At 55.7% G+C, this 16399-nt stretch carries 13 protein-coding genes; 9 read left to right on the top strand and 4 right to left on the bottom strand.

What is annotated here, in order from left to right:
- The first annotated feature begins 13 nt into the window (after window positions 1-13).
- From HHJ16_RS15740 to HHJ16_RS15715, 6 genes are read left to right on the top strand one after another with little or no spacing between them, the layout of a single operon-like run.
- Window positions 14-1597: an ABC transporter substrate-binding protein gene (locus tag HHJ16_RS15740; protein WP_296902108.1), complete on the top strand. Its 1584-nt coding sequence runs from the start codon at window positions 14-16 to the stop codon at window positions 1595-1597.
- A gap of 37 nt (window positions 1598-1634) precedes the next feature.
- Window positions 1635-2660 carry a histone deacetylase family protein gene (locus HHJ16_RS15735; RefSeq protein WP_296902106.1) on the top strand — a complete coding sequence of 342 codons (1026 nt, stop codon included), beginning with the start codon at window positions 1635-1637 and terminating at the stop codon, window positions 2658-2660.
- A 56-nt stretch (window positions 2661-2716) separates the two neighbouring features.
- The gene (locus tag HHJ16_RS15730) at window positions 2717-3688 is read left to right on the top strand and encodes an ABC transporter permease (protein ID WP_296902104.1); all 972 of its coding nucleotides are present in this window, start codon (window positions 2717-2719) and stop codon (window positions 3686-3688) included.
- Window positions 3685-4527, top strand: a complete 843-nt coding sequence (locus tag HHJ16_RS15725; RefSeq protein WP_296902102.1) for an ABC transporter permease — start codon at window positions 3685-3687, stop codon at window positions 4525-4527. The genes HHJ16_RS15730 and HHJ16_RS15725 overlap by 4 nt, the downstream gene beginning before the upstream one ends.
- A complete protein-coding gene (locus tag HHJ16_RS15720) occupies window positions 4524-6161 on the top strand; it encodes an ABC transporter ATP-binding protein (protein ID WP_296902101.1) in 1638 nt (545 codons plus the stop codon). Before HHJ16_RS15725 ends, HHJ16_RS15720 begins: the two co-directional genes overlap by 4 nt.
- A 25-nt stretch (window positions 6162-6186) precedes the next feature.
- Window positions 6187-6549, top strand: coding sequence for a RidA family protein (locus HHJ16_RS15715; RefSeq protein WP_296902099.1), 363 nt, complete (start codon window positions 6187-6189; stop codon window positions 6547-6549).
- A 599-nt stretch (window positions 6550-7148) separates the two neighbouring features.
- On the opposite strand, the gene HHJ16_RS15710 is transcribed toward HHJ16_RS15715, so the two are convergent.
- Entirely contained in the window at window positions 7149-8588 is a 1440-nt protein-coding gene (locus tag HHJ16_RS15710) for an NAD-dependent succinate-semialdehyde dehydrogenase (RefSeq protein ID WP_296902097.1), read from the bottom strand.
- 350 nt (window positions 8589-8938) lie between these two features.
- On the opposite strand from HHJ16_RS15710, the gene HHJ16_RS15705 reads away from it, so the two are divergent.
- From HHJ16_RS15705 to HHJ16_RS15695, 3 genes are all read left to right on the top strand, one after another.
- Window positions 8939-9367: a YciI family protein gene (locus HHJ16_RS15705; protein WP_296902095.1), complete on the top strand. Its 429-nt coding sequence runs from the start codon at window positions 8939-8941 to the stop codon at window positions 9365-9367.
- Entirely contained in the window at window positions 9364-10611 is a 1248-nt protein-coding gene (locus tag HHJ16_RS15700; RefSeq protein WP_296902094.1) for a sigma-70 family RNA polymerase sigma factor, read from the top strand. Before HHJ16_RS15705 ends, HHJ16_RS15700 begins: the two co-directional genes overlap by 4 nt.
- A 726-nt stretch (window positions 10612-11337) precedes the next feature.
- Window positions 11338-11877, top strand: coding sequence for a hypothetical protein (locus HHJ16_RS15695; protein WP_296902092.1), 540 nt, complete (start codon window positions 11338-11340; stop codon window positions 11875-11877).
- 1239 nt (window positions 11878-13116) lie between these two features.
- Here the strand turns inward: HHJ16_RS15695 and HHJ16_RS15690 are convergent.
- From HHJ16_RS15690 to HHJ16_RS15680, 3 genes are all read right to left on the bottom strand, one after another.
- Window positions 13117-13863 carry a haloacid dehalogenase type II gene (locus HHJ16_RS15690; RefSeq protein WP_296902090.1) on the bottom strand — a complete coding sequence of 249 codons (747 nt, stop codon included), beginning with the start codon at window positions 13861-13863 and terminating at the stop codon, window positions 13117-13119.
- A 294-nt stretch (window positions 13864-14157) separates the two neighbouring features.
- Window positions 14158-15273, bottom strand: a complete 1116-nt coding sequence (locus HHJ16_RS15685; RefSeq protein WP_296902088.1) for an alpha/beta fold hydrolase — start codon at window positions 15271-15273, stop codon at window positions 14158-14160.
- The gene (locus tag HHJ16_RS15680; protein ID WP_296902086.1) at window positions 15270-16331 is read right to left on the bottom strand and encodes an alpha/beta fold hydrolase; all 1062 of its coding nucleotides are present in this window, start codon (window positions 16329-16331) and stop codon (window positions 15270-15272) included. Before HHJ16_RS15680 ends, HHJ16_RS15685 begins: the two co-directional genes overlap by 4 nt.
- Between the last annotated feature and the right edge of the window lie 68 nt (window positions 16332-16399).

The raw sequence follows: 16399 nt of genomic DNA, 5'->3' as shown, positions 1-16399 counted from the left end.
CCGGAGACGAATAATGAAACGAATGATAAATTTTCTAAGTCGAGGCGCCGTCTGCATGGCCCTGGTCGCGGCAAGCGTGGTTCCCGCTTTGGCGCAGCAGCGTGGCGGCACTCTTAACATGATTGTCAACCCCGAGCCTCCTACACTGATGCTCGGACTCAACCAGTTGAGCGGTGTGCAGATGGTCGGCGGGAAGATCTACCAGGGCCTGCTGACCTATGACAGCAACCTCAATCCTCAGCCTGGCCTTGCTAAATCCTGGACCGCTTCGGAAGACGGCCTCACCTATACGTTCAAACTACAGGAAGGTGTCAAATGGCACGACGGCAAGCCTTTTACCGCTGCGGACGTGGTCTTCACGACGACCAAGTTCCTGCCTGAAGTGCATTCCCGCGCACGTAATAATTTCAGCCACGTGGCGTCGGTCACTGCGCCCGACGCCTTTACGGTCGTCTTCAAACTGAAAGAGCCGTTTGCGCCTTTCCTGGGGTCCTTCGAAGTATCCAGCGCACCCATGGTGCCGCGTCATATTTATGAGGGTACCGATTTCAAAACCAACCCAGCCAACCAGACCCCCATTGGAACCGGTCCGTTTAAGTTGAAGGAGTGGAAGAAAGGCGCTTACATCCATCTGATTCGCAACGACAACTACTGGAAACCCGGTCTGCCCTATCTTGATGGCATCTATTTCCAAATCATTCCCGATTCAGCCTCGCGGGCCGTGGCGCTTGAAAGCGGAAAAGTGGACGTTTCCAGTTTCAGCGATATCGAGCTGTTCGACGTCAATCGATTTAAGTCCTTGCCTCAGTTCGAGGTCACGAACAAGGGCTACGAGTTTCTCTCTCCGCTGGCGTGGATTGAGTTCAACACCCGCTCCAAGCCCATGGACGACAAGCGTTTTCGGCAGGCTGTGATGTATGCGCTGGATCGTGTGTTCATTCGCGACAAAATCTGGTTCGGTCATGCCAAGGTGGCGACAGGCCCGGTGTCGAGCGCCACCCGCTTTTACAGTGCCGATGTAAAACCTTACCCGCTTGACCGGAAGAAGGCAGAAGCGCTGCTGGACGACATGGGGCTGGTAAAAGGCAAGGATGGCGTACGTGCGACCATCAAGCTGGTCGGCCTTCCTTACGGCGAGACCTGGAACCGCCTGAGCGAGTACGTGCGGCAATCCCTCGGTAAAGTGGGGTTGCGCGTGGTGATCGAATCGACCGACGCCGCAGGCTGGACCCAGCGGTTGGCGAACTGGGATTTCGAGATGTTGGTGAGTTACCTGACCCAGTACGGCGACCCCGCCCTCGGTGTGTCTCGGACCTATTTGTCGTCCAACATTAAAAAAGGTATTCCGTATACCAACACCTCAGGCTATAGCAACGAGCGTGTTGATGAACTGTTTATCAAGGCCGCATCGGCTGTGAAAGACGAAGACCGCAAACGTTACTATGCTGATGTTCAAAAGCTTCTGGTGGAAGACGTGCCGCTGGGATGGCTGATCGAGATCAATTTTCCAACGATCTACAACAAGCGCGTTCGCAATCTGGTGACCACGGCTATCGGCGTGAACGAGAGCTTCGACTCGGTATATTTCGCCAAGTGAGCAGCCTTCACTTCCAGAAAACTTTACGGAGCGCGCCATGAAGGTTTTTCACAGCGATCTCCAGGCGCTGCATCAGCCACGCATGTTTCTGAAAGCGGGGCAGCTTGTCCCCAATCCAGAGACCACAGCGCGCGCCAATGTCATCTTCGATGCGTTGGGTGGCGCAGGATTTGAGCGGGTCGCTTCGACCTACCATGGCCTTGACGCCGTGCTGGCGGTGCATGATGCAGGGTTGGTTAAGTTCCTCGAAACGGGTTATGAGGCGTGGGCGCGGCTGCCTAACGCCGGGGCGGAAATTGTGGCCAACACGCATCCAGGGGGGCGCTTCCGGCACCGGCCAGAGAGCATCGTCGGGCAGGCCGGGTTCTACAGCCAGGATGCGGCTTGCCCAATTGCGGCAGGCACATGGTGGGCCGCCGTTGCTGCAGCTGGCTGCGCGGCGGATGCGGCGCTGGCGGTAATGGGAGGGGAGGCTTTGGCCTACGCCTTGTGTCGCCCGCCAGGTCATCATGCCACGCGCTCGCAGGTCGGCGGCTTTTGTTATCTCAACAATGCAGCCATTGCCGCGCAACTGCTTCGTGGTCGATTCGACAGGGTGGCCATTCTTGATGTGGACGTGCATCACGGCAATGGTACGCAGGACATTTTTTACCACCGCTCGGATGTGTTCTTTACGTCCATCCATGGAGATCCCAACGGCTTCTATCCGTTCTTCTCCGGAACGCCCGGCGAATGTGGCGAAGGTGAAGGCTTGGGTTTCAACCTCAACGTGCCGTTTCCGGTGGGCAGTGGGAATATCGAGGTGATGTGTGCTCTGGCCAGTGTGTTGGCGGCGGTGCGCAGCTACGCGCCCCAAGCCTTGGTGCTGTCGCTGGGATTCGATGCCCATGAAAAGGACCCGCATGGGGCACACCGTGTATCCACAGCAGGCTTCATGTCAATGGCGCAGGCGATCTCCGAACTTGGTTTGCCCTGTGTTGCCGTGCAGGAAGGTGGCTATCTGCATGAGGAACTTGGAAGTCTTGCACGCGATTTCTTGCACGTCCTCTCAGGGCACTGTTAATTGCAGGATTTGTTTTCGAATAGCTTGGCGGTCAACCCAGGCAGGAGAAATTTTTAGTGAAAATACGCTCAATTGCGCTGCGATGCGTCAAGGCGGCGGCGGTCATCGCATTGATCGCCATTGTCAATTTTTTTCTCGTGCGCATGGCGCCCGGCGATCCGGCCCAAGTGATGGCGGGGCAGTCAGGCGCGAGCGATGAAATATACATGGCGCAATTGCGGCGGGAGTTTGGCCTCGACCAGTCGCTTCCGACGCAATTGGGCGTGTACGCCAAGCACCTTGTTCATCTTGACCTGGGCTACTCGCATCGTCAGCAGCAGCCAGTGCTCACGCTGATTCTGGAGCGCTTGCCGGCCACGCTGCTGCTGACGGGACTTGCCTTTGTATTGTCGGTGTCCTTGGGAGTGCTGCTCGGGGTGCTGTCGGCGCGACGGGTCGGTAGTTGGACCGACACCGCGATTTCCGCCGCCGCGCTGCTGTTTTATGCAACGCCCATTTTTTGGTCGGGGCTGTTGTTGGTGCTGATCTTTTCCGTCAAGCTGAATTGGCTACCCGGTTATGGCTACTCGTCCATCGGTGTCGACATGACGGGCTTGCAGTCGGTGCTTGACGTTGCGCGCCACGCTATCTTGCCCGTCGCCACACTGTCTCTTTTTTATGTGGCTATCTATGCCCGCCTGGCACGCGCCTCCATGCTGGAGGTAAGCCGGCTCGATTTCGTCAAAACCGCGCGCGCCAAAGGCCTGCCCGAACGGCAGGTATTGATCCGGCATGTACTTCGCAATGCGCTCTTGCCGATCATCACCTACGCCGGCATTCACGCAGGCGGGCTGGTCGGTGGCTCTATCGTTGTGGAGACTATTTTTGCCTGGCCAGGGGTCGGCCGGCTCGCTTTTGAAGCCGTGAATCAACGCGATTACAGCGTTCTGTTGGGGGTCTTCTTCGTGATCTCCGTCATTGTGGTCGGCGTCAATCTGCTGACCGATTTCATCTATGCCTATGTTGATCCGAGGATTGAGCTGTCATGAATGGTGTTTTTTTCCGTTATGCCCAGACCAAAGGCGGCTTGTTGGGCCTGACCATTCTGCTGGCGGTCATCGCGCTGGCGTTGACGGCGCCTTGGCTGTTTCCCGTCAATCCGTGGGATACCGTGGGGGCTCCCTTTCAGCCGCCGTTGACCGACGGTTTTCTGCTGGGAAGCGACATGCTGGGGCGTGACGTTGCCGCCGGCATTGCGCACGGTGCCTATGTTTCGCTTCTTATCGGTGTTGTTTCCACTGTCGCCGCACTGGCCGTCGGCATTACGCTTGGAGCGGTCGCCGGCTATGTAGGCGGCTGGGTTGACCACTTGCTGGTTGGCTTCATCGAGTTTTTCCAGACTATCCCCAGCTTCGTGCTGGCAGTGGTGTTGGTCGCTATTTTCAATCCGAGAATCGAGGCCATCGTCGGCGCTATCGCGGTGGTCTCGTGGCCGCCAATTGCCCGGCTTGTTCGCGCAGAATTTATGAGTATGCGTTCGCGCGAGTATGTACAGGCCGCCTGGCTCACGGGACGATCAGATCTCGCCATTATCTTCAAGGAAATCCTGCCCAATACTTTGTCGCCCATCGTCGTGGCTGGCTCCATGATGGTAGCCACCGCCATCCTTCTCGAGTCGGCATTGAGCTTTCTCGGACTGGGCGATCCCAACCTGATGAGCTGGGGCTACATCATTGGGTCGTCACGTACCGTGATGCGCATGGCGTGGTGGATGAGTGTGTTTCCCGGCTTGGCAATCGTGCTGACCGTGCTGGCGATCAATCTGATTGGAGAGGCACTCAATGATGCGCTCAACCCCCATCTGCAATCCGTGGAGGAGGCACCATGAACGCGCTCGGCATGCCTGTGGCTCGGATCAAGTCTCTATCCATTGAAATCACGGGCCAGACGCAGCGGCGCCTGGTGGTCGATAACGTGTCGTTTGAGGTTTACCCGGGAGAGACGGTGTGCGTGGTGGGGGAATCGGGATCCGGCAAATCGATGATCGCGCACTCTCTCATTGGCCTCCTGCCCGCGCATGGCGTGCGCCATTGTTCGGGTCAGGTATTCCTGGGAGATACCGAGATCAGCGCCTTACCCGAAGCGGCGCTGCGCAAGTTGCGCGGTGCGGCCGTCGGTATGATTTTTCAGGAGCCGATGACAGCGCTGAATCCGCTCATGACGATTGGTCAGCAACTTGATGAGGTCTTTGGTGCCCACATGTCGATGAGCGCAGCTGCGCGCCGGGCCCAGTCCATTGAGTTGCTGACGGACGTGCAACTGCCAGACCCAGCCCGCGTGGTGTCCGCTTATCCCTTTCAGCTGTCCGGGGGGCAGCGTCAGCGCGTGATGATTGCGATGGCACTGGCGTTGGAGCCGAGGCTGTTGATTGCCGACGAGCCTACAACGGCGCTGGATGTGACAACCCAAGCGCAAATCCTGACGCTTATCCGAGAATTGCAAATCAGGCGTGGGATCGGCGTGCTCTTCATTACCCACGATTTTGGTGTCGTGGCTGACATTGCCGATCGGGTGCTGGTGATGCAGCAGGGCTGCTGCGTAGAGTCTGGTGTCGTCGGTGATGTGCTGCGTTCGCCGACGCATCCCTACACCCGCAAACTGATTGCCGCAGTGCCAGCGCTGAAGGATCGGCCCGACGCTGACATGGTGCCCGTGCAGCGCGCACCGTTGCTTCGGGTCAGCGATCTGTGCAAACAGTATGTCGGGCGCGGCGGTCGCACCACCACTGCCCTGGACCGCGTCAGCCTTCATGTGGATGCTGGCGAGACTGTCGGTGTCGTGGGTGAGTCCGGTTCCGGCAAATCCACGTTGGGCAAGGTGGTGGTGGGCCTGCTGCAGCCAGACAGTGGATCCATCATTTTTGACGGCAGGTCTACCGTAGGCTTGAGCAGACGCCAGCTGGGGGTTACGCGCCAGCAGATCCAGATGGTGTTTCAGGACCCTTATGCCTCGCTCAATCCAAGGCACCGTGTGGGCGACATCATTGCCGCTGGGCCAATTAACATCGGGGTCGGGCGTGACGCCGCCCATGCCCGCGCCGCTGAGCTGATTCGCATTGTTGGCCTCACTCCTGGCTCCCTCAGCCGGTTTCCGCATCAGTTTTCGGGCGGCCAGCGACAGCGCATCAGCATTGCCCGGGCGCTGGCAATGCAGCCCAGGCTGCTGATTGCCGATGAGTCGGTGTCGGCCCTGGATGTGTCGGTGCAGGCGCAAGTATTGGCGCTGCTGCGCGAAATCCGGCAGGAGCTTGGGCTGGCCATGCTGTTCATCACGCATGACCTGCGGGTGGCGTCTGGCTTATGCGATCGCATCGTTGTGATGCGTGCGGGCGGCATTGTCGAGCAAGGACCCGCCGCTGCCATTTGCGGTGCGCCCGTGCAGGCCTATACCCGCGAACTCATCGCCGCCATTCCCGGCCGAAGCTTCAGACATAACGCGGCACAGGAAAACGCAATAACTTGAACGCACAGAAGGGAAAAAAAGCACCATGAAGATTGAACGATTCGATGCCAGCGAAAGAATGTGCGACATGGTCGCCACCGAAGGGTTGGTTTTTGTATCCGGCCAAGTGCCGGACACTTTGGACGCCACCATCGAGCAGCAAACCAATGAAGTGCTTCGCAAGCTCGACGTGATGCTGGCGCGAGCCGGAACCGACAAGTCACGCCTGCTGACGACGACGATTTATCTAAGTGATTTTCGCCATTATGCGGGCCTGAATTCCGCTTGGGACCAGTGGGTCGACAAAGGGAGTCCGCCCGCTCGTGACTGCTTCAAACTTGAACTGGCCAATCCGGGCTGGAAGCTAGAGATCGTTGCTACCGCGGTCCGGCCTGACCAGACACTTTAGTCTTCAGGTGGTTACCAGACCGGGCTGATACGGATATTTTTCCCAGCCGCTCGGGCATGGTGCCGCGAAAACTGAGGCAACACCCGCCCCTATGCTTTAGTCGCGATATCCATGGTCAGCGTGTGCGAGCAGATAAGTCCGCGCGCGCACAAACTGCCCGTAAGCTGGCTGAATCGCAGCACTAACTCGAGGGAGAATCCAAATGACTCATTTTATTTATCAATAAAAATTGAACGAGTGATCCACTCCCAACTAGCAATACTGTGCCCGTCTGAAGGGGCTGTCGCAATAAGGCTAAAGGCTCAGACTGTTGATGGGTGCGGCATAAACCAGTCCAAGATTTATGCCGCACCCCCAACCGCATGGTTGCTGGAGCCGTTTTAGGACTTTAATAACTTGCTTACAACCTTACACCATTGACCACAACGATTTGAACTCGCAGAGTCGTAACTTGCCAAAGCGGAGCATTTAGGCCTCCGCAAACCGGTCCGTCGTCGCCGAGTCTTACGTACCCCCGTCATACGTTCCCGTAAAAAGGACGTTCAACGTAGAAATGACCGGCCTGCACGGCCACTTCACAGATCCGGTTGATTGCAGCGTTAGACGTTCATTACCGTCACAGCACGCGTATTGAGGTACGCCTCCACGGCTTCCGGCCCGCCTTCAGAGCCGTAGCCTGAATCCTTGATGCCGCCAAACGGCATCTCGGCTGATGGCATGGCTGGCATGTTGATCCACAGCATGCCGACTTCCACGCGGCGCGCGAGTAGGTCTGCGTTCTTGAGCGAGCGCGTGAAAGCGTAACCAGCCAAGCCGTAAGGCAAGCGGTTGGCCTCGGTAATGGCCTCTTCCAGTGTATTGAAGCTGCGGATGGCGGCCATGGGCCCAAAGGGCTCGTCGTTAAACACCTTGGATTGCAGCGGCACGTCGATCAGCACGGTAGGCTGCCAGAAGTTGCCGACGTCGCCGATGCGCGCGCCGCCGTGTGCCACGGTGGCGCCATGCTTGACCGCGTCTTGCGTGAACTCGGCCATGGCGGTCAAGCGGCGCGGGTTGGCCAGCGGACCCATCTGCGTGCCCTCTGCGGCTCCATCACCCACCTTCAAGCCTTGCGCATACTTGACCATCGCCGCCGCAAAGTCGTTCTTGATACTCTCATGCACCAGAAAGCGCGTAGGCGCTATGCACACCTGCCCGGCGTTGCGAAACTTGGTGGCACCTGCGGCCTTGACGGCCAGTGCGACATCGGCGTCTTCAGCCACGATCACCGGGGCATGGCCGCCGAGTTCCATGGTCACACGCTTCATGTGCTTGCCGGCCAGTGCGGCCAGCTGCTTGCCCACGGGTGTAGAGCCGGTGAAGGTGATCTTGCGAATGACCGGATGCGGTATCAGGTAGTTGGAAATCTCTGCCGGGTTGCCATACACCAGGCCCAGCACGCCGACGGGTGCGCCCGCGTCGGCAAACGCGCGGATCAATTCGGCCGGGGCAGCCGGGGTTTCTTCTGCGGCTTTAACGATCATGGAGCAGCCTGCGGCCAGCGCGGCCGCCATCTTGCGCACCACCTGATTGATGGGGAAGTTCCACGGCGTAAAGGCCGCTACCGGACCCACCGGGTCTTTGAGCACCATCTGGCGCATGGCCAGGTTGCCGCGTGAGGGCACGATGCGGCCATAGACGCGTTGCCCTTCATCAGCAAACCATTCAATGATGTCGGCCGCGGCCATGGCCTCGCTTTTGGCTTCGGCCAGCGGCTTGCCCTGCTCCTGCGTGAGCAGTGCGGCAATGGCACCTGCGCGCTCGCGCATCAGGCCAGCAGCCTTGCGCATGATCTTGGCCCGCTCAACGGCCGGCATGTCACGCCAGGACTCAAAGCCCTTTTGCGCGGCGGCCAACGCCAAGTCCAGGTCGGCAATACCGGCATGCGCGACGCGGCCGATTTCCTTGCCGGTAGCAGGGTTGAACACAGCGAGGCTTTTGCCATCAGCGGCATCACGCCATTCGCCTGCGATGAAGAGTTGGGTGTTGGGATAAGTCATGCCTGCATTCTAGATAGATGCTTGGCGTGTCGTCGCCGATTCAGAATTGATTGTGAGGGGGAAGCTGCTCGTAGGTCAGCACAGCATGTTCGTTGTCGCAGAAAACGCAATTGAAATTTCTACGACAACGAACGACAACGACAGGCTCCGTCTTCAAATGAAAAAACGTTCTGGTTGCCGGGAACCGGCCGGTCACGACCGTCGGTTATGTGCTCAGAAGAGACATTCGCTGCCCCGATCTCGCCGCCGCAAAGCTGCCAGCCGGAGTTGTGCAACCCGAAAGTTGGGGGGGCTGTCGAAATGTGCCGCCACCGTTCGTCGTATAAGGTTAACTACTTTAGGAGACTTCCATGACCCGTTACATGATCCAAGTTCGCGCCACCGCGATGAGCGAGGCTGGCGACTTTCCTGATGACCCTACGCTCGTGCCGCGCATGATGGCCTTCCACGACGAGATGGCCAAGGCCGGTGTGCTACTCGATGGTGCTGGCCTGCAGCCCAGCAGCCAGGGATTTCGCGTGCAGTACGAAGCCTCCGGTAAAGCGCGAGTCATGGACGGTCCCTTCGCCGAAACCAAGGAGCTAATTGCCGGCTACACGCTGATCGAGGTGCGATCGCACGACGAAGCGCTGGCCTGGGCGCAGCGCTTTCCGGCACCGTTCCCTGGCCAGCCCTGTTGCATCGAGGTGCGCCCACTGATGGGCGGCATCGACCTACCATCCGAAGATGCCGAGCGCATCATCCGCGAACAGTTGGCCACCATCAAGCAAGGAGGATGACGCCTTCTATCGAGGCCGTCTGGCGCCTGGAGGCCAGACGCCTAACCGGGGCTCTGCTGCGCGCAGGTGCCGATCTGGCATTGGCCGAAGACTGCGTGCAGGACGCGCTGGTGGCCGCGATGCAGCGTTGGCCGGCTGAGGGCTGGCCTGAAAGCCCCGGCGCCTGGTTGATGACCGCCGCGAAGCACCGGCTGATTGATCGCATGCGCCATGCTCAGATGGCGGCGCGGGAACAGCAAGCGCTGGGTGTTGACGCCGATGCGCGCGCGGCCCACTTAGCGCCCGACCCTCTGGACTTGTTGCTTGCCGACGAGGCCGACGAGGTAGGCGACGACGCGTTGAGGCTGATGTTCATTGCCTGCCACCCCAAGTTGGCGCGCGAGGCGCAATGGGTACTCACCTTGCGCCTAGTAGCTGGACTCACGGTGGCCCAAATCGCGCGCGCCCTGTTCGCCAAGGAGGCCACCATCGCTCAGCGCATCACACGCGCCAAGGCGCAGTTGGCCGGTGAACCCTTCGAGCTGCCGCCGGCATTCGAGCGCGCCGCGCGTTTGGATGCCGTCTGCACGGTGCTGTACCTGATGTTCAACGAAGGCTATGTCGCCAGCAGCGGTGCCGAGTGGATGCGGCCGACCCTGTGTCACGAGGCCCTGCGATTGGCGCGACACCTCGCCGCCTTGCTTCCGACGGAGGCAGACGCGCAGGCACTGCAGGCGTTGATGGAGCTGCAAGCCTCACGCCTGCCGGCGCGCACCGATGCGCTGGGCCGTCCAGTGCTGCTGCTGGAACAGGATCGGCGTCGCTGGGACCGCCTGCTGGTGCGACGCGGCCTGGCTGCGTTGGCGCGCTGCCGCAGTCTGAATGCACTGCGATCGGAGGGGCCGGGCACTCTCACCCTGCAGGCCGAACTGGCGGCGGTGCATGCCCGCGCCACCCACGCCGAAGACACCGACTGGCCTCATTTGCTGCGGCTCTACGACGCACTCCTCGCGTTGCAACCCAGCCCAGTCGTTGCGCTTAACCGCGCCGTTGCGCTGAGCCACGCGATCGGGCCGGCACAGGCGCTCCCGCTAGTGGAGGCCCTCCCGATGACCGGCTATCCCTGGTGGGCCAGCGCGCGGGCCGACCTGCTACAGCGCTTGGATCGCATTGAGGAAGCGCGCGAAGCCCTGCGCCAGGCCATAGCCTGGACTGGGAACGAACGTGAGCGCGTGTTGCTATTGGAGCGCTTGGGGCGCATGTAGGCAATGCTTAGGGCCGGCCCGATGTTTCAGAGTATTCGACAATCGAGAGAGAGAAACTGGAGTCATCGCGGAGCCGCGCATAGTCGCTAGGAAGATCCCGTCCACGAACGGCCAGATAGGGTCGGCTGCGGGTGCCGAGAGCACCGAAATCAACGCCACATTGCCGACCATCGACTGCTGATGTCTATGTCGGCTTTGGAGAATGTAGTTCGGGAAACTCTATGTCAGGTACGGGTCTGCTGGAGTCAGCGGCCGGGGGATGCGGGACTTTTCACTCAAACGGCTCCATGAGACCCAAAGCGGGCGTCCGTTTCCGCTATCAAGTTGCTCCTTACCGGCCGTAGACTAAACAAAGCGACTGCGGGAACGGTGGTCAGTTCACGCCGGCATTCGCAAGCCCCTTAAACCGGCTGCTTTCAGGTATGGCTTAACTCTGCTTCAGGGTGTGGCGAGCATGATCCATTTAAAACCCATAAACGCTATTCGTTGTCGGGCAACAACGCAGCGTAACCGGCAATTCGTTGCCATATCCCTACGAACTAAACTGAGCTACTTTTGCATAACTTAAAGTTTGTAGATCACCGTCGATATGAGTCAATGACTTTCGAAATTAAAAGTAGTTGATAATTTATTTACGTAGAGCTACTTCAAAATGTATCCGGGTTTGACCCTGTGTTACCGCCAGCCAAAACTCTTACTATCACCCTGGGAAAGCCTGGACATCACATGAAAAATTTAAAAATTAATATCCCTAAATTGTTTGTATTATTATCATGTGTAATATTATTTGGGTGTGCGCAACTTAGTACACAATTCAAGACGGCAGAAGAGCCAGTAGGAGGAGAACGAGCTAGACTGCGAATAATCGCTAATTCGTTAGTAAAAGCAGTTCCAAACAAAAGCTGTATTGACTGGAGTGCTCCAGGAGCTGGAACTGTATTTGGTGGAATAGTTGGAAGTAGTGGGTATCGTCGAAGAACACTTGACATGCCAGCACCAAGTTCAAATCATGAGGACATGGGCGAGATGTATGTGACAGCGGGCCAGCCCTTCACGCTTGTATTTATGACTACGCCAGAAGGCATTGTTTATAAAGGTTATAAATATAATTGCTCTATTTCAGGCAGCTTCATACCTGAAAATAAGAAAAACTATGAAGCCAAGCTCAAACTTGATCCAACTTTAAAAATTTGTTCATTTGAATTAATTGAAATTGGTGAAATAAATAAACCGATTCAAATTAATCAGGCATCAAATTGCAAATAACATCGATTCTGCCGCATAAAGGCATTAACAGGCTGTTGAAAGATACCAAAAGAGAGAGTTGTCATAAATCGCAATGTCGTTAGAGATCATCTATTCGAAGGCTGAGCTAGATGCGCGCTGAATGCCGTTAGTAAGTTTTTAGGCTATGTCTGCGTTAGCTGTTGAAATTCAAACCGTCATAGGGAAGGAAAAACTCCCCTTCATAGGGAAGCGAAGTGTTTCAACAGCTAATTTATACATAGCCAGTTTTTACCTTCAAACGTGATTGTTTGAAGCGTCACAGAACCGGCCTTTCGTGGTTGTCGGCCACCGCTGCACAGGAGTCGTTCGCACTGTGCTCTTGACCCGTGTGTTTACGACTTTAGGAAACCGTCTTCAAAATCCAACGCCCTGCGAACCCGCATGGATGCTAGAGGCACGTTTACGGCTTTATTAACCTGTTTACGACTTTAATTACTCAAAATAATAATGATCATAGTAATTAAAGTAGAAAATTTCTTCGTAGGAAAGGTGAATTTTTGTAGCCGGTAAAAAAGCCAAAAAACATCAATTTAGAAATGACGATTAAGTGTAAAAACAGTAAACCCAATATTTAAGGTTTCTGATCGACGGACAGTTCCCGACACAACGCGGAAACTAGATAAGTCAAAGTAAATGCTCTTAAGCAGTCATTGAGAGGTCAGCTTTTCAACCATCAATGACCAAATTGTAGTGTCAAGAACATCGAGACCTCCACTTTGGAACCCTTGAAGCCAAAAGGGCTCATGAAGTGGCATGAGCCACAGTTACTTCTAAGATGGCGTGCAGCGGTCAGTCCGCGAGAAGTGCATTGATCCCAAATTCGAGAGCTACACATTTGAAGAATATTGCAAAGACGCGATAGGCTCGTCGATGAATAGTAAATTAGTGTCCGCGAAATGAGCATCTCAAAATATGTCTATTGAACAAAAAACGCTTGAACAGGTATTCGTAGAGCAAGCTGAATACCTAGAGGATGATACGTTCACAAAATGGAACTCACATCGGTGAGACCCTGTTTATTTTGGAGGGGCATGAAGCCACAGGCTTAAAAGTTCTTCAACCAAGTGAGTACCCAAGGGGGATGCCGAGTTTCTGTGGCGACAGTCACGTGTGGCCTTATCAAAAAGCGGCAACGCTCTGTTCAACATGAAAAGAGTTTATTTTCAGGGTAAATGCTCCCCTCTATGAGACAAAGGGTTGGGCATCACCCAATATGTGTCACGCACCAAGGATTGAAGCCAACTCATTGACTGAATTGGCATAGAAATCAAAGTATGGCTCTGCTTTTGTATCGGCGGCGTTGGTCGGGCCGAACTCCAGTGGTCGTGCAATGAAAGCGACCTTGAACCCCAATTTCTTGGCAGCGCTCAGGTCGTATTTGTGACATGCAACCATCATGGCCTGGTGAGCCTTGATTCCCACCGAGTCGAGGGCCATTTGGTACACCTTGGGGTCAGGCTTTGACGACTTGATCAGTTCTGCGGTGAGGATTGCATCGAATGGAAGGCCGCCATGTTTCGTAATCCGAAGAACAGATGCCATGCTGCCGTTCGACAACGTGGACGTTGTATATCGTGCCCTTAATCTTTCCAGGCCTTGGGCGCTGTCGTTCCACGGGATGAGTTTTGACCAAACGCTGCTCAACTCGTCGCGGTCGGTGGGGCTAAGAGAATTACCCCATGAATGCTCGGTAAGGACTCGGTCCAAGGCATCTCGGTAGATCGCGTCCGTTGTGGTCCACGGGCGTTCTTGTTTGATCACCTGGTCAAGCTGGTTGCGGTATTCTGCTCGCCACTGCTCGGTGATCAGGGACCAGTCGGCTTGGAATCCATGAAGTCGGGAAAATTTACCGCCTTCCTGGACGATCGTTGAATAGAAATCAACCAAGGTACCCTGGACGTCAAAGAACAATACCTTAAGCCCTTCAGTTTGTGAGGCTACGGGAGATTCTTTTTCTGCAGACAAGGCTTTAGTTCCTCCGATCGCAGCAACCAAAGTCGTTCCAGAAAGCTGTAAGAATTGACGTCGTCCATTACTTTGCCTCCGGGGTGCGGGTAGGTCGCTGTTTATTTCCACATCTTTCACCCTAATTGTTTTGATTTGCCAATCGGTACCTGTAAGTAGCCATCTAGCAAGTTCCACTTGGAGAACTAGATCGAGATGTGTTGTTAACTCTCACCTAAAGAGCGCCACGTCGAATCACCCCTAGATATGACCTCGACTAAGGTCTGTGGTGGTGATTCACTTCCCACCAGGACTTCACTGTATTTTTCTTCCATGCTCTGTCACGATGTTCAAAAAAGAGTCGATTTCCCGATTTTGGAATTCGTTTTCTGGAGCGCTGATGCCTGCTCCTGAGACGTGACCCATAGCTCGGTGATCATTGATAGGGACGTAGCGTACATCGCCAATGTAGCGGGCCACCTCCATTGCTTCGTATTCAGGGTTGAGTAAATCGCCAGTGCCCGCAAGGATTAATGTTTTGGCCTTGATGCTTTTCAGCGCGCGGTGATAGTCGCCGTTTAAGCCAGGCGTAGTGCCCAAATTATGCTGATCGTAAGCCCAACTCTGGTAAATCCAGTCGTTTGCATCCATACGCTTCCAGCCAGCATCTTCCACGCCTTTGAGAAAGCCAACTGCATCAGGCGCGTGGGGAAGCTGCGATTCCTGAAAACCTGGTGTGCGGGTGATGACACCTGAAAGCCAGCCTGCCCACAAACGCATGCCCTGCTCCGGTGGCGCACTGGACGTATAGTTTCCGCCCATCCAGCGGGGATCAGCCATGATGGTTTGTCGCAGCATTTCCAGTACACCTGTGGTCCAGGCCGGGGTTCGCCCCAAGGGAATGATGGGCACGATACTGTCTGTTCGATCAGGGTAACTGGCCGCCCACTGCAGGGCCTGCATGCCGCCCATGGAGGCGCCAACTACCGTGACAAGCTTCTGGATACTGAACTTTTCCGTTACAAGCCGCTGCTCAGAATTCACCATGTCCCGAATATTGAACTTCGGAAACTGCATGCGAGGCTGCACTTTGCTGTTAGACGGCGACGTAGTTAGCCCATTACCGATGGCATCGGTACAAATAATGAAATATTTGGCGGGATCTAGCGCCTTTCCGGGCCCAATCAGATAGTCGATCCGGTGGTGGTTGCCACCAATAGCCGTCACCATGAGGATGGCATTGGACTTATTGGCATTGAGCGTGCCGTGCGTCACGTATGAGATCGAAAAATCCCGAATCGATTCACCGCTCTCGAGCTTGAGATCACCCAGGGAAAAAGTCTGGTGGGGCGGATCGCCGGGGGCATGTGCGAAAGCTGAAAAGGCCAAAAAAGCGGAGACGAACGCTAGGGCTATTGCGCGCATGTTCATGGACGTGCCTTCAGGAAGTTATCGATTTCGCCGAAGAATTCAAAGCGGGTTTTTTCAAAAAGTACAAAATGTGTCGCGTTTTTGATCAAGACGCTTTTCTTTAAAGGGGCGTTAGTGAGGTCTCGCATGAGGCCTTCGCGATCTTCAGGAAAAGACCAAGTGTCGAATTCCCCAGCAATAACCAACGTGGGAACGTAAATCGACGAGGCATTCCACATGGCACGCCCAGTGGCTTGCATAAAACTGTCTTCCAAGACGCCATTCGGCGCACGAAGGCTGGGTGGATTTCGCGTTTCGCTGGTCGGGTCGGTTTTCAGTGCTTCATAAGCGAACGCGTCTCTGACCCCCTCCTCTCGATAGCCATTTTTATCTGCCACTGGAATTTCACCATCCCAGCGGGCATCGTTGCCTGCTTTTGTACCCAGCCTGTACGCCCCTAGTGCATAGTTGAATTCGTTAGGTTTGCGTTTGTTTTGCGAGCCTGAGCCGGCACCGAGATTGGTGTGTTGCGCAAATGCATAAGCCGGTGCATACATTACCAGTTTCTGCACTTTCTCGCTGTTGAGAGACGTGTAGTAACCCGCCGTCATGGCGCCCCATGACCAGCCAATCAGATTTACTTTATTGATTTTGTGCTTTTTCCGTATGTAGTCGACGACAGCTCCGATGTCCCTGATGGCTAGATAGGAACGCGTCACAGGCCGCGCGTTCTGCGCGGGTTCGTCCATGGTCTTTTCACGACTGGAAAAGCCGTAGTTTCGCTTGTCAAACATGTAAACAACATAGCCCTTTTCGACCATCCAGTCGGCCCAAGAATAGTCCTTGTAAGGCAGATCGAAATCTGGAGTGGATGAGAAAGTCGCACCATGTACAAATAACACGACGTTGTCATCTGTGAAGCTGGTCCGCCCTTCGGTCATCTTGCTTCGCACGAAAAGCTTAATGCCTGGGTCTACTGCGTCAATCATCGTGTCTAACTTGACCGTTCCGGCATATGCCAACGGAGTACAAGACATAAAAAATACGAACAGCCATCGCAACAGCATCAGAGTCTCCATTTTTGTAGGCTTGAGTGTCTGAAGCGGACTTCCAGACCCATTCAACTTAGTCTAACTGTGCTTAACGG

Source organism: Polaromonas sp. (assembly GCF_012927485.1).
Classification (GTDB): domain Bacteria; phylum Pseudomonadota; class Gammaproteobacteria; order Burkholderiales; family Burkholderiaceae_C; genus Polaromonas.
This window is presented reverse-complemented; position numbering and strand designations above follow the sequence as displayed.